The organism is Pseudomonas sp. MDT1-85 (assembly GCF_054898065.1).
Genome location: NZ_CM142715.1, coordinates 4,688,428 through 4,709,183 on the forward strand (window position 1 = coordinate 4,688,428; position 20,756 = coordinate 4,709,183).

General features: G+C 60.0%; 21 protein-coding genes. 2 read left to right on the plus strand and 19 right to left on the minus strand.

What is annotated here, in order from left to right:
* Window position 1 precedes the first annotated feature (1 nt).
* The 8 genes from pabC to ACYZT2_RS21200 form a co-directional block, all read right to left on the minus strand.
* A complete protein-coding gene (pabC, locus tag ACYZT2_RS21165; protein ID WP_461967054.1) occupies window positions 2–817 on the minus strand; it encodes an aminodeoxychorismate lyase in 816 nt (271 codons plus the stop codon).
* Window positions 817–2,061, minus strand: coding sequence for a beta-ketoacyl-ACP synthase II (gene fabF, locus ACYZT2_RS21170; RefSeq protein WP_008067780.1), 1,245 nt, complete (start codon window positions 2,059–2,061; stop codon window positions 817–819). Before fabF ends, pabC begins: the two co-directional genes overlap by 1 nt.
* A 109-nt stretch (window positions 2,062–2,170) precedes the next feature.
* Window positions 2,171–2,407: an acyl carrier protein gene (gene acpP, locus ACYZT2_RS21175; protein WP_003442511.1), complete on the minus strand. Its 237-nt coding sequence runs from the start codon at window positions 2,405–2,407 to the stop codon at window positions 2,171–2,173.
* Between the two features lie 191 nt (window positions 2,408–2,598).
* Window positions 2,599–3,342, minus strand: coding sequence for a 3-oxoacyl-ACP reductase FabG (gene fabG / locus ACYZT2_RS21180; protein WP_123494581.1), 744 nt, complete (start codon window positions 3,340–3,342; stop codon window positions 2,599–2,601).
* A gap of 15 nt (window positions 3,343–3,357) precedes the next feature.
* Window positions 3,358–4,296: an ACP S-malonyltransferase gene (gene fabD, locus ACYZT2_RS21185; RefSeq protein WP_461967057.1), complete on the minus strand. Its 939-nt coding sequence runs from the start codon at window positions 4,294–4,296 to the stop codon at window positions 3,358–3,360.
* 124 nt (window positions 4,297–4,420) lie between these two features.
* Window positions 4,421–5,431, minus strand: coding sequence for a phosphate acyltransferase PlsX (plsX, locus tag ACYZT2_RS21190; protein ID WP_461967059.1), 1,011 nt, complete (start codon window positions 5,429–5,431; stop codon window positions 4,421–4,423).
* A 3-nt stretch (window positions 5,432–5,434) separates the two neighbouring features.
* On the minus strand, window positions 5,435–5,617 hold the full coding sequence (gene rpmF / locus ACYZT2_RS21195; RefSeq protein ID WP_003179396.1) for a 50S ribosomal protein L32: 183 nt from the start codon (window positions 5,615–5,617) through the stop codon (window positions 5,435–5,437).
* A 13-nt stretch (window positions 5,618–5,630) separates the two neighbouring features.
* Entirely contained in the window at window positions 5,631–6,158 is a 528-nt protein-coding gene (locus ACYZT2_RS21200; protein WP_004371317.1) for a YceD family protein, read from the minus strand.
* Window positions 6,159–6,263: 105 nt separating this feature from the next.
* On the opposite strand from ACYZT2_RS21200, the gene ACYZT2_RS21205 reads away from it, so the two are divergent.
* Window positions 6,264–6,842 (plus strand): Maf family protein, encoded by a 579-nt coding sequence (locus ACYZT2_RS21205; protein ID WP_461967061.1) that lies wholly within the window; start codon window positions 6,264–6,266, stop codon window positions 6,840–6,842.
* 204 nt (window positions 6,843–7,046) lie between these two features.
* On the opposite strand, the gene sppA is transcribed toward ACYZT2_RS21205, so the two are convergent.
* Genes sppA through rluC form a run of 3 tightly spaced genes read right to left on the minus strand, consistent with a single transcriptional unit; the run spans window position 7,047 to window position 9,674 of the window.
* Window positions 7,047–8,036, minus strand: coding sequence for a signal peptide peptidase SppA (gene sppA, locus ACYZT2_RS21210; protein ID WP_461967063.1), 990 nt, complete (start codon window positions 8,034–8,036; stop codon window positions 7,047–7,049).
* A 26-nt stretch (window positions 8,037–8,062) separates the two neighbouring features.
* Window positions 8,063–8,725 carry an HAD-IA family hydrolase gene (locus ACYZT2_RS21215; RefSeq protein WP_461967065.1) on the minus strand — a complete coding sequence of 221 codons (663 nt, stop codon included), beginning with the start codon at window positions 8,723–8,725 and terminating at the stop codon, window positions 8,063–8,065.
* Window positions 8,712–9,674: a 23S rRNA pseudouridine(955/2504/2580) synthase RluC gene (gene rluC / locus ACYZT2_RS21220; RefSeq protein ID WP_461967067.1), complete on the minus strand. Its 963-nt coding sequence runs from the start codon at window positions 9,672–9,674 to the stop codon at window positions 8,712–8,714. Before rluC ends, ACYZT2_RS21215 begins: the two co-directional genes overlap by 14 nt.
* A gap of 700 nt (window positions 9,675–10,374) precedes the next feature.
* Between rluC and rne the strand changes: the two genes are divergently transcribed.
* A complete protein-coding gene (gene rne, locus ACYZT2_RS21225; RefSeq protein ID WP_461967069.1) occupies window positions 10,375–13,542 on the plus strand; it encodes a ribonuclease E in 3,168 nt (1,055 codons plus the stop codon).
* A gap of 184 nt (window positions 13,543–13,726) precedes the next feature.
* Here rne and ACYZT2_RS21230 read toward each other — a convergent pair whose 3' ends face one another.
* From ACYZT2_RS21230 to ACYZT2_RS21265, 8 genes are all read right to left on the minus strand, one after another.
* The gene (locus ACYZT2_RS21230) at window positions 13,727–14,320 is read right to left on the minus strand and encodes a nucleotidyltransferase family protein (RefSeq protein ID WP_461967071.1); all 594 of its coding nucleotides are present in this window, start codon (window positions 14,318–14,320) and stop codon (window positions 13,727–13,729) included.
* Window positions 14,317–15,300: an XdhC family protein gene (locus ACYZT2_RS21235; RefSeq protein ID WP_461967073.1), complete on the minus strand. Its 984-nt coding sequence runs from the start codon at window positions 15,298–15,300 to the stop codon at window positions 14,317–14,319. Before ACYZT2_RS21235 ends, ACYZT2_RS21230 begins: the two co-directional genes overlap by 4 nt.
* On the minus strand, window positions 15,300–17,621 hold the full coding sequence (locus tag ACYZT2_RS21240; RefSeq protein ID WP_461967075.1) for a xanthine dehydrogenase family protein molybdopterin-binding subunit: 2,322 nt from the start codon (window positions 17,619–17,621) through the stop codon (window positions 15,300–15,302). Before ACYZT2_RS21240 ends, ACYZT2_RS21235 begins: the two co-directional genes overlap by 1 nt.
* On the minus strand, window positions 17,618–18,088 hold the full coding sequence (locus tag ACYZT2_RS21245; protein ID WP_038982082.1) for a (2Fe-2S)-binding protein: 471 nt from the start codon (window positions 18,086–18,088) through the stop codon (window positions 17,618–17,620). The genes ACYZT2_RS21240 and ACYZT2_RS21245 overlap by 4 nt, the downstream gene beginning before the upstream one ends.
* A gap of 235 nt (window positions 18,089–18,323) precedes the next feature.
* A complete protein-coding gene (gene murB / locus ACYZT2_RS21250) occupies window positions 18,324–19,343 on the minus strand; it encodes a UDP-N-acetylmuramate dehydrogenase (protein WP_461967077.1) in 1,020 nt (339 codons plus the stop codon).
* The gene (locus tag ACYZT2_RS21255; protein WP_461967079.1) at window positions 19,340–19,804 is read right to left on the minus strand and encodes a low molecular weight protein-tyrosine-phosphatase; all 465 of its coding nucleotides are present in this window, start codon (window positions 19,802–19,804) and stop codon (window positions 19,340–19,342) included. The genes murB and ACYZT2_RS21255 overlap by 4 nt, the downstream gene beginning before the upstream one ends.
* Window positions 19,804–20,568 (minus strand): 3-deoxy-manno-octulosonate cytidylyltransferase, encoded by a 765-nt coding sequence (gene kdsB, locus ACYZT2_RS21260; protein ID WP_461967081.1) that lies wholly within the window; start codon window positions 20,566–20,568, stop codon window positions 19,804–19,806. Before kdsB ends, ACYZT2_RS21255 begins: the two co-directional genes overlap by 1 nt.
* Window positions 20,565–20,750, minus strand: coding sequence for a Trm112 family protein (locus ACYZT2_RS21265; RefSeq protein ID WP_003174668.1), 186 nt, complete (start codon window positions 20,748–20,750; stop codon window positions 20,565–20,567). The genes kdsB and ACYZT2_RS21265 overlap by 4 nt, the downstream gene beginning before the upstream one ends.
* Between the last annotated feature and the right edge of the window lie 6 nt (window positions 20,751–20,756).

Below are 20,756 nucleotides of genomic sequence, written 5' to 3' on the forward strand. Positions count from 1 at the left end.
ATCAAGCATCCAGTAGCGCACGGGCAATGGTTTGGAGTTTACGGGTGAGCGGCCCAACCGGCCAGCTCAGTGCGGCATAGGCGCGCACCGGCCAAACGCCATACACGCTGTTGCAGACAAAGACCTCGTCAGCCCATTGCAACTGCTCGAGGGTGATATCGGTGATTTGCGTGGGAATCCCCAATGACTTGGCCTGAAACAATAATTCGGCGCGCATCACGCCCGCCACGCCACAGCGTTTGAGATTGGCGGTCACCAGCACGCCATCGCGCACCAGGAAGAGATTGCTGAACACGCCTTCGATCACCCGCCCGACCTGATCCAGCATCAAGCCTTCGGCATGTTCGCTGTCCTGCCATTCGGAACGGGCGATCACCTGTTCCAGACGATTCAAATGCTTGAGACCGGCGAGCAATGGCTGTTTGGAAAGCCGTGTCGCACAAGGAAACAGCCGAACGCCCTGCTCCGCATGAACAACCGGATAAGCCGCAGGAGGATTGCCTTGCAGAATGCGTCGAGCCTGAGCCGAGGGATCGGCGGCGTAACCGCGCAGGCTGTCGCCGCGGGTCAGGATGAGTTTGAGCACGCCCTCGTCCAGCGAGGCGGCATAGGCCAGCAGCTCCGCGCGGATCAGTTGATGATCGGCGGCAATCGCCAAGCGCGAACACCCCTCCGCCAGACGCGACAAATGTCGATCCAGCAGCAGCGGCTGCCCGCCCTTGACCGCAATGGTCTCGAACAGACCATCACCGTAAGCCAGGCCGCGATCCTTCAGCGACAAAGCGTCAGCCGGTTGACCGTCGACCCAGCTGTCCATCAGTCAGCGAACCGGCGGAACACCAGCGAGCCATTGGTACCGCCAAATCCGAAGGAGTTGGACAGCACCACGTCGATATCCATGCCACGCGCGGTGTGGGGTACGAAGTCGAGATCGCAGCCTTCGTCCGGCTCATCGAGGTTGATGGTCGGCGGCGCTACCTGGCTGTTGATTGCCAGCACGCTGAAAATCGCCTCGACCGCGCCCGCCGCACCCAACAGGTGACCGGTCATGGACTTGGTCGAACTGACCGCCAGCTTGTAGGCGTGATCACCGAACACGGATTTGATCGCACAGGCTTCGGCGAGGTCGCCAGCCGAGGTCGAAGTGCCATGGGCATTGATGTACTGAACCTGATCGCTATTGATCTTCGCATCGCGCAAGGCATTGGTGATGCAACGCGCAGCACCCGCGCCATCGGCCGGTGGCGAGGTCATGTGGTAAGCATCGCCACTGGTGCCGAAACCGATCAGCTCGGCGTAGATGGTCGCGCCACGGGCCTTGGCGTGCTCCAGTTCTTCGAGAACCAGTGCGCCAGCGCCGTCGGACAGCACGAAGCCATCACGGCCCTTGTCCCATGGACGGCTGGCGCGGGTCGGCTCGTCGTTGCGAGTCGATAGTGCGCGGGAGGCACCGAAGCCGCCCATGCCCAGACCGCAAGCCGCCATTTCAGCGCCGCCGGCAATCATCACGTCGGCTTCGTCGTACATGATGTTGCGTGCCGCCATGCCGATGCAGTGCGTACCGGTGGTACACGCCGTGGCGATGGCGTAGTTAGGTCCCTGTGCGCCCAAGTGGATGGACAGGAAACCGGAAATCATATTGATGATCGAGCCAGGCACGAAAAACGGAGAAATCCGTCGTGGGCCGGAATCATGCAGCGTGCGGCTGGTTTCTTCGATATTGGTCAGACCGCCAATACCCGAACCCATGGCCACGCCGATCCGCTCGCGATTGGCGTCGGTGACCTCAAGACCTGCGTTACGCACGGCTTGAAAACCTGCAGCCAGACCGTATTGAATGAACAGGTCGAGTTTGCGAGCTTCCTTGACCGACAGGTATTCCTCGACATTGAAGCCCTTTACCGAGCCGCCAAAACGGGTGGAATAGGCAGAAAGGTCGGTGTGTTCGATCAGACCAATGCCACTGCGGCCAGCCAGAATGCCCTGCCAGCTGCTCGGCACATCCGTGCCCAGTGGCGACAACATACCCATACCGGTGACTACGACGCGTCTACGCGACACAGCACTCTCCTTTTTTCAAATGACGACTTTGCATCAGGCCTAAAGAAAAAACCGCACGCCATGATGGCAGTGCGGTTTTTCCATGACAGCAAGCAACGATTACAAGCTATTAAGCCTGATGGTTAGTAACGTAATCGATTGCGGCTTGTACAGTAGTGATCTTCTCAGCTTCTTCGTCAGGGATTTCGGTCTCGAATTCCTCTTCCAGAGCCATCACCAGCTCAACAGTGTCAAGGGAGTCGGCACCCAGGTCTTCAACGAAGGAAGCAGTGTTGACCACTTCTTCTTCTTTAACGCCCAGTTGCTCAGCAACGATTTTCTTGACGCGCTCTTCGATGGTGCTCATACCTTGTTTTCACTCCTAATGGACAAATTCAGGCAGCTGGCCGGTGGGTAAGTGTATAGAAAGGCTTTTCAGTTTTTCAACTGAAAGCTTCACTCCTCAAACCCGGCGACCCTCTGTCTATAAATAGATTGCAGCTTTATAACGGATTTTAGACAGCTCGTATGACATTTTTTTGAAGCAATCCGTCACATTTAACTCATGTACATCCCGCCGTTCACCGGGATTGTAGCCCCAGTAACGTAAGCCGCACCGTCAGACGCAAGAAAAGCGACCACAGACGCGATCTCTTGAGCTTGCCCCAGACGACCCAGCGGAATCTGCGTCTGCAAGGCTTCACGCTGCGCCTCGGGCAGTTCACGGGTCATATCGGTATCGATGAACCCAGGGGCCACCGAGTTTACCGTAATCGAACGCGAACCGACTTCACGCGCCAGTGCACGGCTGAAACCTTCCAGACCGGCCTTGGCGGCAGCGTAGTTTACTTGGCCTGCGTTGCCCATGGCACCCACAACCGAGCCAATACTGATAATTCGTCCCCAACGCGCTTTGGTCATGCCGCGCAAAACGCCCTTGGACAGGCGGAACAGACTGTTCAGATTGGTATCGACGACGTCATGCCATTCGTCATCTTTCATGCGCATCATCAGGTTATCGCGGGTAATACCGGCATTATTGACCAGGATCGCCGGCGCACCGAATTGCGCCTGAATGCTCGCCAGCACGGCCGCTACGGACTCGTCGCTGGTGACATTGAGTTCCAGGCCAGTGCCCTGAACACCATTTTCTTTCAGGGTCGCAGCGATACGCTCGGCCCCCGAAGCGGAAGTCGCGGTGCCGATAACAATGGCACCCTGACGACCCAATTCCAGAGCGATAGCCTGGCCGATACCACGGCTGGCACCGGTGACCAGTGCAACTTTACCTTGCAGACTCATGCAAGCTTCTCCTTGTTAAGCCAGCGCTGCGCGGGCGGCAGCGAAAGCGTCTGGGGTATTGAGGTTAGAGGTCGACACGCCTTCGGCGCAACGTTTGTTCAAACCGGCAAGTACTTTGCCAGGGCCGCATTCGACCAGTTCGGTCGCGCCCTTGGCGGCCAGCGCCTGGACCGACTCGACCCAGCGTACAGGCTTGTAGAGCTGCTCAAGCAGATCGCGCTTGAGGGTTTCCAGGTCCGCCGGCACGCTAGCGCTGACGTTCTGTACCACCGGGATCTGCGGCGCCTGCCAGTCGATCGCTGCGATCGACTCGGCGAACCGCTCGGCGGCCGGGCGCATCAATTCGCAGTGGGACGGCACGCTGACCGGCAATGCCATGGCGCGCTTGGCGCCACGTGCCTTGCAGCCTTCGATGGCGCGCTCGACCGCTGCCTTCGCGCCAGCGATCACTACCTGGCCCGGGGAGTTGAAGTTGACCGCGCTAACCACTTCGCCTTGCGCCGCTTCGGCACAGGCTGCCAGCACGTCAGCGTCTTCCAGACCAAGGATTGCAGCCATGCCGCCCTGCCCGGCCGGAACGGCCTCCTGCATCAACTGACCGCGACGCTCTACCAGTTTCACTGCGTCGCCCAGGCTCAGACTGCCTGCCGCCACCAGGGCGCTGTATTCGCCCAGGCTGTGACCGGCAACGTAAGCCGGACGCGCGCCGCCTTCAGCCAGCCACAGGCGCCACAAGGCGATCGAAGCGGTCAGAATGGCCGGCTGGGTTTTATCGGTTTGATTGAGTTGTTCTTCCGGCCCTTGCTGGGTCAGTGCCCACAGGTCGTAACCCAGAGCATCGGAAGCTTCTTTGAATGTTTCGAGGACAACCGGATGTTGCGCGCCCAACTCGGCCAGCATGCCGAGGGACTGCGAACCCTGTCCTGGAAAGACGAATGCGAGGGAAGCAGACATGTAACAAGCCCCTAATAATCTTGTCGTCGGAGAATGACGTCCCGTTTCTGGAACGCAAGAAACTCACAGTTGGATGGCCCATTGAACTGAGCGGTCACATTTAAGCATTGTCCGACGAAAACGCCTAAGGCAACAAATCTTCCAGGCGCCCATGAAGCCGCTCCGGCACGTTTTCCTGGATCTCGATCAACGCGCGTTGAATCGCACTCTGAAAACCCTGTACCCCCGCCGAACCGTGGCTTTTCACGACAATTCCCTGCAAACCGAGAAAACTTGCGCCGTTATGCCGCGCCGGCGCCAGTTCGGCCTGCAAGCGTTTCATCAGCGGCAGCGCCAGAGCACCCACCACTTTCGACGCGAAATTTTTCTTGAATAACGCCTCGATGCGCCCGGCAATCATGGTCGCCAGGCCTTCGCTGGACTTGAGCAGGATATTGCCGACAAAGCCGTCACACACCACCACATCCGCCTCGCCACGGTACAAACCGTCACCTTCGACAAAGCCGATGTAGTTGATGCCACGAGCACTCTGCAACAAGGTGGCCGCCAGTTTGACCTGCTGATTGCCCTTGATGTCTTCGGTGCCGATGTTCAGCAAGGCGACCCTTGGGCGAACGATACCCAGGGTTTCTGCCGCGACCGAGCCCATCACAGCAAACTGCAACAGGTGCTCGGCACTGCAATCGACATTCGCGCCCAGATCGAGCAACTGGCAGTAGCCCTTCTGCGTTGGAATGGCCGCGATCATTGCCGGCCGATCGATGCCTGGCAAGGTCTTGAGCACAAACCGTGACAATGCCATCAGCGCACCGGTGTTACCCGCACTGACGCAGGCCTGGGCCTTGCCATCGCGCAATAACTCCAGCGCCACGCGCATCGACGAATCGGGCTTGCCGCGCAAGGCCTGAGCAGGCTTTTCGTCCATGGTGATGACTTCGGAGGCTGGCGCTATCGACAGGCGCGCGCGATCCACAGCCGATTGGCTGGCGAGCAGTTCTTCAAGAAGGGAGGGTTGACCGACGAGGGTCAGGTGCAGCGAGGGTGTAGCAGACAGACAAGCAAGGCTGGCCTGAACAATGCTGCGGGGACCGAAGTCCCCGCCCATTGCGTCAATCGCGATGACTTGAGCGGACAAGGATTACTCGTCAGCGCCCTTGTCGATCACTTTACGACCACGGTATACGCCTTCTGGCGATACGTGGTGACGCAGGTGAACTTCACCGGTGGTTTTTTCTACAGACAGGGTGCTAGCCTCGAGAGCGTCGTGCGAACGACGCATGTCACGGGCAGAGCGGGATTTTTTGTTCTGCTGAACAGCCATAATTGATTAACTCCTAAACGTTTGGGTCACGCTTTAACTGCGCCAATACACTGAACGGGTTGGACCGCGTTACCTCGTCCTCGCTCGGTTCGGGCTCATCGAGACCCGCCGGCTGCTGGCATTCTTCCGGATGATGAGCAGGCACAATGGGCAAGGCGAGCAGAAGCTCCTCCTCGATCAGTGACTGCAGATCCAAAGGATCTTCGCCCAGTTCCAGCACGTCATAACCTTTCGGCAACGACTGGGTATTCGCACCCTCCTTCACCACAGCATAACTGCATTCGCTATGGATCGGCAGGGTGACCAGCTCAAGACAACGCTGGCAAACCATTTTGACTTCGGTGTCGATAAAGCTGTGAATTACCACAGATTTACGTTCATCTCGTTCAAAAACGAATTTAGCCTGCACCGTACCGACAGTATCGGAAAGCGGGTCGCAGAGTCTCTCCAAATCGGCCAGCAGCAGTTCACCTTGAAGGGTGGTGCCACGGTCAGCCAATTTGCGCGGGTCAACGTGAGGTGGAATCGGGTCATTCAACATAGGCGCAGCATTATAGGGATGCCCCCAGCCATGTCAAAGGAAATTCAGCCCTGTCCGTCACTTGAGCCTGCGCTAGAATTCGACCCCTGCCCTTTGGAGATGCGCATGCTGCCTTTATTACTCGCTTCAAGCTCGTCCTATCGCCGGGAACTGCTGGCCCGATTGCAGTTGCCGTTCACGTGCAGCTCGCCGGATATCGACGAAAGCCATCGTCCGGACGAGTCAGCCGTCGAACTGGTAAAGCGCCTCGCCGAAGAAAAAGCCCGCGCACTTGCAGGCAGTCATCCTGACCATCTGATCATCGGCTCGGATCAGGTCGCGGTACTCGGCGAGCGGATTCTCGGCAAACCTCACACCTTCGAAAAGGCCCGCGAACAACTGCTGGCATCCAGCGGCGTCAGCGTGACCTTCCTGACCGGCCTGGCACTGCTCAATAGTCAGACCGGCCACTGCCAGGTCGATTGCGTGCCCTTTACCGTACACATGCGCACACTCGACGCAGCGCGCATCGAACGCTACCTGCGCGCTGAACAGCCCTATGACTGCGCTGGCAGCTTCAAGGCCGAAGGTTTGGGGGTGAGCCTGTTTCAAAGCACCGAAGGCCCTGACGCCACCAGTCTGATCGGTCTGCCGCTGATTCGCCTGATCGATATGCTGCTGGCTGAAGGCGTGCAAATACCCTGAAGATCTTTTGATCTGAAAAAACCGGCCACGCAGGCCTAATGCCAATCAGTTAAGCGAGCAAACCGCTTTTCGTAGGAGCCAGGCTTGCCGGCGAAGGCGTCCTTAAGTGCGCTTTCGCCGGCAAGCCTGGCTCCTACAGGTCCGATTCATCCTTAACTGACTGGCATTAGCCACGCAGGCCGGTTTTTTTATGCAGCAAGAAGATCAGCGCAACGACGGACCCTGAAAGCCCATCCACATCGCCAAATGCTCAGCCACGCTGGCACCGAGCTTTTTCGAGAAGCGATCGAATGGCGATTCCTCAACCGTGAAATCCACCAGCTCTTTCTCGCCAATCACATCACGGGCAACCGAACTGGCATTACCCAGACCATCGATCAAGCCCAGCGAAAGCGCCTGCTCACCCGACCAGACCAGCCCGGAAAACAGCTCCGGATGCTCTTTATCCTTCAGACGATCACCCCGGCCCTTCTTGACGCTGCTGATGAACTGCTGATGAGTGGTATCGAGCACGCTCTGCCAGAACTGGGTTTGCGCAGGCTTCTGCGGCTGGAACGGATCGAGGAATGATTTGTGCTCGCCGGAGGTGTAGGTACGACGCTCAACGCCCAACTTTTCCATGGTCCCGACAAAACCGTAACCGGCCGCCGTCACACCGATGGAACCCACCAGGCTCGCCTTGTCGGCGTAGATCTGATCCGCGGCGCTAGCGATGTAATAGGCACCGGAAGCGCCCAGATCCGAGATTACCGCGTAAACCTTGGTATCCGGATGCAGGCCGCGCAAACGACGGATCTCGTCGTAGACATAACCCGACTGCACCGGACTGCCGCCCGGGCTGTTGATCCGCAGAATCACACCCTTGACCTTCTTGTCCTCGAAGGCTGCACGCAAACTGCCGACGATATTGTCGGCACTGGCCGGCTCTTTGTCGGCAATCATGCCCGTTATATCGATCAGCGCCGTGTAGCCAGAGCCGAGGCTCGCGCCTTTCTCCATGCCTACCAACGGCGATAACAGAAACAACGCGCCGAGCAGGTACAAAAAAGTCAGCGATTTGAAGAATATTCCCCAGCGACGGGACCGGCGCTGCTCCTGCACGCCAGCCAGCAAGGTTTTTTCCAGCAGCTTCCAGCTTTTGTCGTCACCGCTTTGCGCACTCGTCTTGGCGGGCGCTTTCCATTCGTCGGTCATGCCATGTACCCCAGCAAAAAAACCAATTAAACCCGCTGACCCAGCCAGGCGTGCAACTCTGCAAAACGATCAATGGCCAGTCTCGGCTCAAATAGCTTCAAGGCGTCGATCGATTGAGCGCCATAGCTGACCGCCACCGAATCCATGCCCGCATTGCGCGCCATCTGCAGGTCGAACGACGAATCGCCGACCATCAGCGCCTGCTCCGGGCGAACCTCGCAATGGGCGAGAATCTGCTCGAGCATCAGCGGATGGGGTTTGCTGGCGGTTTCGTCAGCAGCACGGGTGATATCGAAATAATTTTCCCAGCCATGAGATTTCAGCACCCGATCCAGCCCACGACGAGCCTTGCCGGTCGCTACTGCCAGATGATACCCCTCGACACGAAACGCTTCGAGTGACTCGATAACACCTTCAAACAGTGGGGAAGGCACGGCCTCCGCCGCAATGTAGTGATCCGCATAGTGCTGACGGAATGCCACTAGCTGGGCGTCGCCAATCTCGGGATACAGGGTGCGAATCGCTTCCGGCAAGCCCAGACCGATAATGCCTTTGACGGCAAAATCATCGCGCAACTGAAAACCGGACCGCTCGGACGCGACATGCATCGCCTCGACAATCCGACCAATGGAGTCAGCGAGCGTGCCGTCCCAATCGAAAATCAGCAGCTTGTAATCAGTAGGGTGCACTCAAGCGCTCCACGGTTTTGGCCCACATCTCGTCGACCGGCGCTTGCAACTTGAGTTCGCCACCATCAGGCAGCGGCACAGTCAGCATGTAGGCGTGAAGAAACAGACGCTTGCCGCCCAGATCACGAATCTCTTTGCTGAAACCCTCGTCGCCGTACTTGGTATCACCCGCAATGCAATGCCCGGCATGCAGAGTATGGACGCGAATCTGATGAGTGCGACCCGTGATCGGCCTGGCCTCGACCATAGTGGCAAAGTCGCCAAAGCGACGCAGCACCTTGAACACCGTCACAGACTCCTTGCCCTCCTCCTCGTCCACCTCGACCATGCGCTCGCCGGAGCGCAGATTGCTCTTGCCCAGGGACGCACGGACTTGCTTGATCGAGGCAGCCCAGTTGCCGCGGACCAGCGCCATATAGCGCTTATCGACGCCATCGCCGCGTAATGCCGTGTGCAAGTGGCGCAACATGCTGCGCTTTTTGGCAATCATCAGCAGGCCGGAGGTATCACGATCGAGACGATGAACCAGTTCGAGCTCCTTGCAATCCGGACGCAACTGACGAAAGGCTTCAATCACGCCGTAGGTCAAGCCACTGCCACCATGAACCGCAATGCCGCAAGGCTTGTTGATCACGATCAGCGCTTTGTCTTCGTAGACAATTGAGGCTTCGAGCCGCTGCAGCAGCCCTTGGGCCAGCGGCACAGGCTCGTCGCGCTCAGGCACACGAACCGGCGGCACGCGCACGATATCGCCCGCCTGCAGCTTGTATTCGGGCTTGATCCGACCCTTGTTCACCCGCACTTCGCCCTTGCGCAAAATGCGATAAATCAAGGTCTTGGGCACGCCTTTGAGCCGAGCGAGAAGGAAGTTATCAATACGTTGGCCGGCATATTCCGGCGAGACCTCCAGCAGTTGTACGGCTGGGGTCGAAGGGGCAGTAGTCGTCATGGCGCGGATGATAACAATTTTTTATGGAATTGAAGCACTTAATCATTGCTGCTATAGTCGCGAACGCCGCCAAAAGCGGCCTGGACAGCGGAACCACGGTCAAAAACCGGCCCTGACCAACGCAATTCACCAGGACGCGAGGCCGTCCTACGGGGCTTTCGCTACGTAACGGTGGAGTTTGCAGTTGTAACAAGCGCAGGTGACATAAGGCCTGAATCATGCCGCAAAGCAGAGTTTTCACTCGCCTTCCGAGCAAATATTCACGGCCAGTTCACAAAGTGCAGTCAGCTGCGAACGACCCCGAGCGAACGCTTCGGAAACACCGCCTAAATTAGCCATGATGCGTGACCTCCCCTTTCGGAGCTTACGGTAAATGCCAACCCGCTGCGGATTCTGCGCGCGGCAGCACCCGAATTATCAGGGATACGTGTAGGGTGGAGATGCACAACCGCTGGACTGTGTAGCAATAGGCTTTATCAAGACGCTTCATCTCGTCCACAGCCGCCGGTTGATTCCTCCTCCTGACTGAGTGCTTAAGTAGCCACAGCAAGCAGGACGCGTACGTCGCGACACCGGCCCAATTGGCCGGGGTTCGCTAGACACTGGAGTGGCCAACCACTCCTGACGCACCTGACACCGACCATGAGAAGTCGTGTGTGCCGAACGCCGTTTCCGGCAGCCCGGAAACCGACGGTACTACATGAAAAGAATGCTGATTAACGCAACTCAACCCGAAGAGTTGCGTGTTGCACTGGTAGATGGCCAGCGCCTCTACGACCTGGACATCGAATCCGGTGCACGCGAGCAGAAGAAGGCCAACATCTATAAAGGCCGGATTACTCGCATCGAACCAAGCCTTGAAGCTGCCTTTGTCGATTTCGGCTCTGAGCGCCACGGCTTCCTGCCCCTCAAAGAAATCTCCCGCGAATACTTCAAGAAAGCCCCCGAAGGCCGCGTCAACATCAAGGACGTCCTGAGCGAAGGCCAGGAAGTCATCGTTCAGGTCGAAAAAGAAGAACGTGGCAACAAGGGCGCCGCCCTGACCACTTTCATCAGCCTGGCCGGTCGTTACCTGGTGCTGATGCCGAACAACCCGCGTGCCGGTGGTATCTCCCGTCGCATTGAAGGTGAAGAGCGCAACGAACTGCGTGAAGCCCTGAACGGTCTGGTTGCCCCGGCCGACATGGGTCTGATCGTTCGTACTGCCGGCCTTGGCCGCAGCAGCGAAGAAATGCAGTGGGACCTCGATTACCTGCTGCAACTGTGGACCGCCATCAAAGAAGCTTCGCTGGATCGTTCCGCGCCGTTCCTGATCTATCAGGAAAGCAACGTGATCATCCGCGCCATCCGCGATTACCTGCGCCAGGACATCGGCGAAGTGCTGATCGACAGCGTTGAAGCCCAGGACGAAGCCCTGACTTTCATTCGCCAGGTGATGCCGCAGTACGCCAGCAAAATCAAGCTGTACGAAGACAGCGTTCCGCTGTTCAACCGTTTTCAGATTGAAAGCCAGATCGAAACCGCCTTCCAGCGCGTTGTCGAACTGCCTTCCGGCGGCTCTATCGTTATCGATCCGACCGAAGCCCTGGTGTCCATCGACATCAACTCGGCGCGCGCCACCAAAGGCAGCGACATCGAAGAAACCGCACTGCAAACCAACCTTGAAGCCGCCGAAGAAATCGCCCGTCAGTTGCGCTTGCGCGACATCGGCGGCCTGATCGTCATCGACTTCATCGACATGACCCCTGCCAAGAACCAGCGCGCCGTGGAAGAGAAAGTCCGCGAATGCCTGGAAGCCGACCGCGCCCGCGTGCAAGTCGGTCGCATCTCGCGCTTCGGCCTGCTGGAAATGTCCCGTCAGCGCCTGCGTCCATCGCTTGGCGAAAGCAGCGGCATCGTCTGCCCGCGTTGCAACGGCACCGGCATCATCCGTGACGTTGAATCGCTGTCGCTGGCGATCCTGCGCCTGATCGAAGAAGAAGCCCTGAAAGACCGTACCGCCGAAGTTCGCGCCCAAGTGCCGATTCCGGTTGCAGCTTTCCTGCTCAACGAAAAACGCAACTCGATCACCAAGATCGAACTGCGCACCCGTGCCCGCATCGTCATTCTGCCGAACGATCACCTCGAAACGCCGCACTTCGAAGTTCAGCGTCTGCGCGATGACAGCCCAGAAGCCAGTATCAACCAGTCCAGCTACGAAATCGCGGCTGCCGCTGCCGAAGTCGAAGAAGTCCAACCCGCTGCCGCGACCCGCACCCTGGTTCGCCAGGAAGCCGCGGTCAAGACCGCTCCGGCCCGCGCCAACGCTCCGGTTCCGACCGAAGTCGCCGCTGCTCCGGTGGCTGCACCAGCGGCCGTAGCGCCAGAGCCAAGCCTGTTCAAAGGTCTGGTGAAGTCGCTGGTCAGCCTGTTCGCCACCAAGGAAGAGCCTGCTGCGCCGGTTGTGGTTGAAAAGCCAGCCACCGAACGCCCTGCTCGCAACGAAGAGCGCCGTAACGGCCGTCAACAGAGCCGCAACCGTAACGGTCGCCGCGATGAAGAGCGCAAGCCTCGTGAGGAACGTGCACCGCGTGAAGAACGCGCACCACGTGAGCCACGTGAAGCCCGCGAAGAAGCTCCAGCAGTCGCCCAGGAACGCGCTCCGCGTGAAGAGCGCGCACCACGCGCCCCTCGTGAAGAACGTGCACCGCGCGCCCCGCGTGAAGATCGCAAGCCACGTGGCGAGCGTGAAGAACGTCCGGTTCGTGAACTGCGCGAGCCTCTGGATGCCGCCGCTGCCAACGCTGAAGAGCGTCCAGCCCGCCAGCCACGTGAAGAACGCGCTCCACGCCCACCGCGTGAAGAACGTCAGCCACGTACCGAGCAAGCCGCTGCTGCCGTTGCTGAAGAAGAGTTGACCACCAGCGAAGAGCAACTGCAGGAAGACGGTCAGGAAGGCGCCGAAGGTGATCGTCCACGCCGCCGCTCCCGTGGCCAGCGTCGTCGCAGCAACCGTCGTGAGCGTCAACGCGATGCGAACGGCAACGTGATCGAAGGTTCGGAAGAGTCTGAATCGGCTGAACACGCCGAAGCGCCAAGCGCTGCCGATCTGGCCGCCGGCCTGGCTGTTACCGCAGCCGTTGCCAGCTCCGTGATCAGCGCGCCTGCTGAAGCACAAGCCAACGAGCAAGCTGAACGCGCCACTGCCGCCACGCTGGAAACCGCTCCGGTCGAAGCGCCAGTCGTTGAAGCGACCACGCCGGTAGAAGTCACTGCCTCTCCGGAAATCGAAGTGGCACCGGTTCGCGAAGCCCAGCCTGAAGTTGAAGCTGCCGCTGAAGCGGCCGTCGTCGCTGAACCAGTGGCTGCTACTGAGCCTGTGGTTGAAGCGCCGGCTGAACCGGTACGTGAAGTTCGCGAAGAACAAACCGCGTTCAACTGGGTTGCCGAGCCACCTGTAGCTGCCGAAGCTCCAGCGCCAGTCGCTGAAGCTCCGGTTGTTGAAGCCATGGTCTGCGAGCCAGTGGTTGCTGCGGCCGAACCTGCTCCAGCGGTTGTTGAAGCGCCGGTTGTTGCCGAAGAGGCTGCACCGGTGGCCGAAGCCGCCCCTGTCAGCGCTCTGACCCCAAGTGGCCGTGCGCCGAACGACCCGCGTGAAGTACGTCGTCGCCAGCGTGAAGCCGAGCGCCTGCAAGCCGAACTGGCTGCCGCTGCCGAGCCAGCACCGGTTGTTGCTGACGTTGTCGAGGCAGCCCCTGCCCCGGCCGCTGAAGTCACTGCCGAGCCGGTTGAATCCGCGATCGACGAAGCTCCGCGCTCCGTTCAGGAAGCGGTAGAGCAACACGAGCAAGCCCAGGAAAAAGAGCACGAGCCTAAACCCCTCGTCTGATTCCATCGGCCACTAAAAAGCCCCGCCTGGTGATCCAGGCGGGGCTTTTTTTATGCCCGAAAACAACACACATACCCTGTGGGAGCGGGCTTGCTCGCGAAAGCGGTGGGCCAGCTTGCATAGATGTTGGATGTTAAACCGCTTTCGCGAGCAAGCCCGCTCCCACATTGGATCTGCGCCAAGGTTACTTAAAGGTTAATGCATCAGGCACATCCACATCCCACAACACACCCGGATCCTCCACCGCCACCTCGACCACCCTCGCCTGTGCGAACAGCGACTTGGCGCCTTGATCACCGGTCAACGCCATCAATCCCGGACCAAAGCTTCGCCCGAACCCCACCGGGTGCCCAAATTGCCCCTCATGCACCGGCACGCTGATGGCATCCTCGGCAATATTCGCAACAACCTGTTCAATGCTGGACGGCAGGATAAACGGCATATCCCCCAGCATGATCAGCCAGCCACCGAGTTGCGAGCACGCCGCCACACCCGCGGCAATGCTGTCGCCCAGACCGGTCGACTCGATCCGCACAATCTCGCAACCATAGGCCTGAGCCATGCGAATCACTTGCGGGCGATCCGCCGTGGTCACCAGCACGCGCTTCTCAAGCGCGGCCGGCAGATTCACCAGCACCTGCTCAATCATCGAATGCACGGTGACGCCGTCACGACCTGTGCAGTCCACCAGCAGCTTGTCCTTATCGTCACCCGCTACCTGTCGAAACCGGCTGCCCTGCCCCGCGGCCACTACGATAACGCCGATGGGGTCGCTCATACGCCCTCCTGCAACGGCCTCTTCTGTTTCAGCTCGACGCCGTTCTTGATCGCCACAATTTCGGCCAGCAGCGACAAGGCGATTTCCGCCGGTGTGTGGCTGCCGATGTGCAAACCGATCGGGCCGTGCAAGCGCTCGATGGCCTGTTGTGACAAGCCTAGCTGAGCCAAGGTGTCCCGGCGCTTCTGGCTATTGACCCGCGAACCCAGCGCACCGACATAAAACGCCTTTGAGTCCAGCGCCGTGAGCAGCGCCATGTCATCCAGGCGCGGATCATGGGTCAGCGCGACAATGGCCGTGCGCTCGTCGGTCTGGATGGCCAGCACCGCTTCGTCGGGCATGCCCGGGACGAAGCGACCGTGCTGTTCTTCCCAGCCGTAGACGAACTCGGTGCGCGGATCGCAGATCAGCACTTCGAAATCCAGCAGCCGCGCCATCTCGGCAACGTAGCGCGACAGTTGGCCGGCGCCGATCAGCAACAACCGCCAGCGCGGACCATAAATGGCGCGCAAGGTCTGCCCGTCAAACACCAGCGGATCGGTCTTGCTCGCAGGCTGCAGAATCACTTCACCGGTTGCCAGATTCAGCTCCCGCGCAACGATTTCATGGGCCTCGCAGCGCGTCAGCAATTCGGCGACCCACACCGGATCGCCGACGCGCTCCTCCGTCAGACGCAACGTGCCGCCGCATGGCAAACCAAACCGCGCGGCCTCCTCACGGGTGACGCCATAGGTAATCAACTGCACCGGCGGCCCATCGGCCGGGATACGGCCATCGTGCAGCCGGGCAATCAGGTCATCCTCGACACAGCCACCGGACACCGAGCCAATCACCACACCATCTTCACGCAAGGCGAGCATCGCGCCAGGCGCCCGGGGTGCGGTGCCCCAGGTCTGGACCACGCTATACAACATCACCCGCTGACCGGCGCGGCGCCATTCCAGCACGCTGCGCAGGACGTTCAGATCGACGCTGTCCATCAGGCTTGCGCCTTCTGCCAGCCTTGCAGCTGATAACGCACTGGCAGGTCACGAATACGCTTGCCAGTGGCAGCGAAGATCGCGTTGCACAGCGCTGGTGCAATCGGCGGCACGCCCGGCTCACCGACCCCGCCCAACGGCACATCGCCCGGTGGCGTGACCAGATGCACGGCGATTTCTTTCGGTGCCAGAGACATGCGCGCCACCTCGTACATGTGGAAATTGTCCTGCTGAACCTTACCGTCCTTGAAGCTGATCTCCCCCAGCACCGCGTTACCCAGGCCCATGACGCAGGCACCTTCGAACTGCGAGCGAATCCTCTCAGGGTTGATCTGCGGACCGCAATCCACGGCGATGTCGGCCTTGTGCACGATCAACGTGCCATCGTCTTTGACTTCCACCTCGATCACCGCCGCCACATAAGTGACAAAACTATAGTGCACCGCCAGGCCCAAGCCTCGACCCTTGGGCAACTCACGCCCCCAACCGGCCGCTTTGGCGGCGGTTTCCAGCACGGTGCGCATCCGAGCGGTATCAATCGGGTAACGCTCGGGGGATTCACCGTAGTTCCACTCTTCACTCAAAGTGCGCGGATCGATCTGACGATCCGGGCCGAGCAGTTTGATCTGGTACTTGAGCGGATCCTGGCCGGCCTTGTGGGCCAGTTCATCGACAAAGCTCTGAATCGCAAAACCGTGGGGAATGTTCGACACCGAGCGATACCAGCCGACCCGCGTGTGGACCGCCGCTTCAGGGTTTTCCAGGCGCACGTTGGGGATCGCGTAAGCCATGTTGGTAAAGCCCATGCCCAGCTCGAAAGCCGCCTCATGGTTCATCCCCGGCGCGAACAGCGCGGTGATGCTCGGCGCCACCGTGCGGTGCAGCCAGCCGGACGGTAGGCCGTCCTTGTTCAGGCTGGCCTTCAGGTATTCGGCCGACACGGTGTGGAAATAGGAGTTGTGGATGTCGTCTTCACGGGTCCATTGCACCCGAACTGCCTTGCCCGGGAACTCCTTGGCCAGGATCGCCGCTTCAACGACGAAGTCCGGCTTGGATTTGCGGCCGAAACCGCCGCCGAGCAAGGTGACGTTGAACGTGACGTTATCGAATGGGATGCCGAGGCGCTCGCCGATCCGTTCGCGGGTGACTTGCGGTGCCTGGCTTGGGGCCCAGGCTTCGCACACGCCGTCCTTGAAACGGGCGATGGCGACCATCGGCTCCATTGGCGATTGCGCCAGGTGCGGCAGGTAGTAAGAGGCTTCGAGGGTGCTGTCGGCACTGCTCATGGCCTGGTCGATGCTGCCGGTATTGCGCACCACTTTGCCGGGTTTGAGGGACGCGGCCTCGATTTCCTTGCGGTAGGCGATCGAGTCGTAACTGGCGTTGGGGCCGTCATCCCACTCGATTTTCAGCGCCTCGCGGCCCTTGATCGCCGCCCAGGTGTTGCTGGCCACCACGGCCACACCGCCCAGAGGCTGAAACTCGGACGGCAATGGACGGCTTTCGACTTGCAGAACCTTGATCACCCCCGGGACTTTCATCGCGGCGCTGGCATCGAAGGATCTGACCTTGCCACCATAGACCGCTGGACGCGCGATGGTAGCGAAAAGCATGCCGTCGAAATGCACATCGGCGCCGTAAACCGCACGACCATTGACGATGTCCGCACCGTCGATGGCCTTCGTGCCTTCCTTGCCGATGTAACGGAATTCCGAGGGCTGCTTGAGCCGCAGGCTGTCGCGGGCCGGCACCGCCAACGCACCGGCAGCAGCGGCCAACGCGCCGTAGCCCAGTTCACGACCAGTCGGTTGGTGAATGACTTTATGCAGTTGCGCATGGCACTCGCTGACCGGCACTTTCCACTGCGCGGCGGCGGCTTGTTCAAGCATGGTTCGCGCGGCAGCACCGCAACGGCGCATCGGCTCGTACCAGTGACGCATGCTGCGCGAACCGTCGGTGTCCTGGTTACCAAAACGCACTTCGTCGCCCGGCGCCTGTTGCACTTTGACCAGCGCCCAATCGGCGTCCAGTTCATCGGCCACTACCATGGTCAGGCTGGTGCGCACGCCCTGGCCCATCTCCGAGCGGTTGCAAACCACGGTCACGCTGCCATCGGCGGCGATGCTGACATAAACCTTGGGATCATCGATCCAGCCGTTGGGCATGCCGTCGGCGCCGAATTTCTTGTCTTTCTCTGCGGCGAGCGCGTCCTGCCAGCCCCAGCTTGCCGCCAACACCAGCGCACTGGTGGCGCCCACGCCTTTGAGGAAACCCCGGCGGCTGAGGTTGCTCAGCGCAAAATCATTGGGTAGCTGGCTCATGCCTTGGCCTCCTTCAGGTGAGTGGATGCCTGGCGGATGGCGGTCTTGATCCGGTTGTAAGTGCCGCAACGGCAAATGTTGCCGACCATCGCCTCTTCAATCTGCTCGTCGCTGGGGTTCGGATTGGTTTTCAGCAAGGCGGTGGCCGACATGATCTGCCCGCCCTGGCAGTACCCGCACTGAGCCACGGCGCTGTCGAGCCAAGCTTGCTGGACGACTTTGCCAACCGGGTCGGCGTGCAGGTTATCGATGGTGGTGACGTTCTGGCCGACTACCGAGCCAATCGGCGTGATGCAACTGCGCGCGGGCGCACCGTCGATATGAATGGTGCAGGCGCCACACAGGCCCATGCCACAGCCGAATTTGGTGCCGTTGTAACCGGCCACATCACGGATCGCCCAGAGCAGCGGCATGTCCTCGGTGACATCGAGTTGATGATCTTGACCATTGAGTTTCAGGGTAATCATGGGCACGCCCGCATAGTTATAGAGGTTATGGGGTCGAGCAATCTGCCGCGTGGGTTCCTTCACGCAGATCGACTCAGGCTAATAGGCTCTCTTATGCGGACGGCGACGTCTGCACCGGGCCTTTGACGGAGCAAATGCTTGCATCGTTAGGTAGCTAAGTTAACCCAGCATTAACAAAAAAGCCCTGTACATTTGAAGATGTGCAGGGCTTTGGAATCAGCCTGAAAGCGTAGCCTCAATACCGGTTGGGTTCCATTTCCAGGTCGACATTAAAACGTTCTGAAATGTCTTTTTGAATGCGTTGCGCCAGGTTCAGCAACTGCAGACCCGTTGCGGCGCCGTAGTTGACCAGCACCAGCGCCTGTAATTTATGCACACCGGCATCACCGTCGCGAAAGCCTTTCCAGCCGGCCCGTTCGATCAGCCAGCCCGCCGCCAGTTTCATTTGCCCGTCGGGTTGCGCATAGGCCACCAGCTCCGGGTATTGCTCCTTGAGTCGCGCTACCAATGTCGCCGGCACCAAGGGGTTCTTGAAGAAGCTGCCGGCATTGCCCAGCACCGCCGGGTCCGGGAGCTTTTCGTTGCGAATACTGCAAATGGCCTGACTGACCTCGGTAGGCGTCGGGTGATCAATACCCAGCGACGTCAGGCGCTGGCGAACCGGGCCGTATTCCAGGTGCAGATGCGCGGTGCGATTGAGGATGAAACGCACGCGCAGGATCAACCAACGCCCCGGTTCCTGTTTGAACAGACTGTCACGGTAGGCGAAGTTGCACTCAGCCAACGTGAAGTCCCGCAGCTCGCCGGTCTGGCGATCGAGGGCCGTCAGGCCGGCAAACACGTCTTTTATTTCGACGCCGTAAGCGCCGATGTTCTGCATCGGTGCCGCGCCCACTGTGCCGGGAATCAGGCTCAGGTTTTCCAGCCCCGCCAACCCTTGCGCCAAGGTGTGTTGCACAAACGGATGCCACGGCTCGCCCGCCTCGGCTTCGATCACCACCTGGTTACCGTCATCGCTCAGCAGGCGAATCCCCCGTGTGGCCATGCGCAGCACCAGCGCCTGCACATCGGAGGTCAGCAACAAGTTGCTGCCGCCACCGATCACCAGCACGGGCACATCATGTTCCAACCCATAGGCCAGGGCTTCGCGCACGTCGGCATCGCTATGGGCCTCGGCAAACAGCCGGGCCTGAACGTCCACGCCAAAGCTGTTGAACGGCTTGAGCGATACCTGAGCTTGTACCTGCAAACTCATAACCGGCCCTTCAATTCGATCACCAGCAAATCGCTGGCGCGCTCGATCAGGTCCAGTACCGTTTCGAAACCCTGGTCGCTGTCGTGATAAGGATCCGGCACTTCATCGATTTCCGACTGGAAGCGACGCAGGAACAGGTCCAGTTCGGCCTTGCCCTTGGCCGGTTGCAGGGCCTTGAGGTGGCGCAGATTGCTGTTGTCCATCGCCAGAATCAGGTCGTAGGTGGCGAAATCGGCACGGTTCACCTGCTGCGCGCGCTGGGTCGACAGGTCGTAGCCGCGCAGTTTCGCCGCGGCCTGGCTGCGCTTGTCCGGGGCCTTGCCGACGTGCCAGTCACCGGTGCCGGCGGAAGCCACTTCGATTTGATCGGCCAGCCCCGCCTCGCGCAGTTTGTGTCGCAACACGCCTTCGGCCGTGGGGGAACGGCAGATATTGCCCAGGCAGACGAACAGAACCCGCATCAGGCCTCCAGCAAGCGACGAACGCGCTCGAGGTCTTCAATGGTATCGACGCCGGTGGGCGGTGCGATCAGCGCATCGGCGACGTGAATCCGCACGCCGTGCCAGAGCGCCCGCAGCTGTTCCAGAGACTCGGTGTTTTCCAGCCAGCACGGGCCCCAGGTGACAAAGTCATGCAGGAAACCGGCGCGATAGGCATAAATGCCGATGTGGCGGCGATAGGGCACACCTTCCGGCAATTGCTCGCGGCTCTTGGCGAACGCGTCCCGCGCCCACGGCAAGGTGGCACGACTGAACGTCAGCGCCAGGCCATTGAGGTCGCTGACCACCTTGACCACGTTGGGATTGAACAGGGTTTCCACGTCTTCGATCGGCTCGGCCAGGGTGGCCATGCGCGCTTCGGTGTGGGCGGCCAGGTTGGCAGCAACCTGATCGATCACGCTCGGCGGAATCAACGGCTCGTCGCCCTGAACGTTGACCACGATGGCATCCGGGGCCAGGCCCAGTTTCGCTGCGACTTCGGCCAGACGGTCAGTGCCGGAATTGTGGTCTTCGCGAGTCAGCACCACTTCGGCGCCAAAGCCTTTGCAGGCCTCGATGATGCGCGCATCGTCAGTGGCAACCACCACCCGCTGGGCGCTGCTTTTGCTCGCTTGTTCCCAGACGTGCTGGATCATCGGCTTGCCGGCGATCAGCAGCAGGGGTTTGCCTGGCAGACGGGTGGAGGCATAGCGCGATGGAATGACGACGGTAAAGGCTGCGGTCATTTATCCAGACGCTCGTCGGTGGTCAGGGTGCGCGCTTCGCTTTCGAGCATCACCGGGATGCCGTCGCGAATCGGATATGCGAGGCCAGCGCCCTTGCTGATCAGCTCGGTTTTGTCGGCGCTGAGCTTGAGCGGACCTTTGCAGATCGGGCAAGCGAGAATATCGAGCAATTTGGTGTCCATGAACAT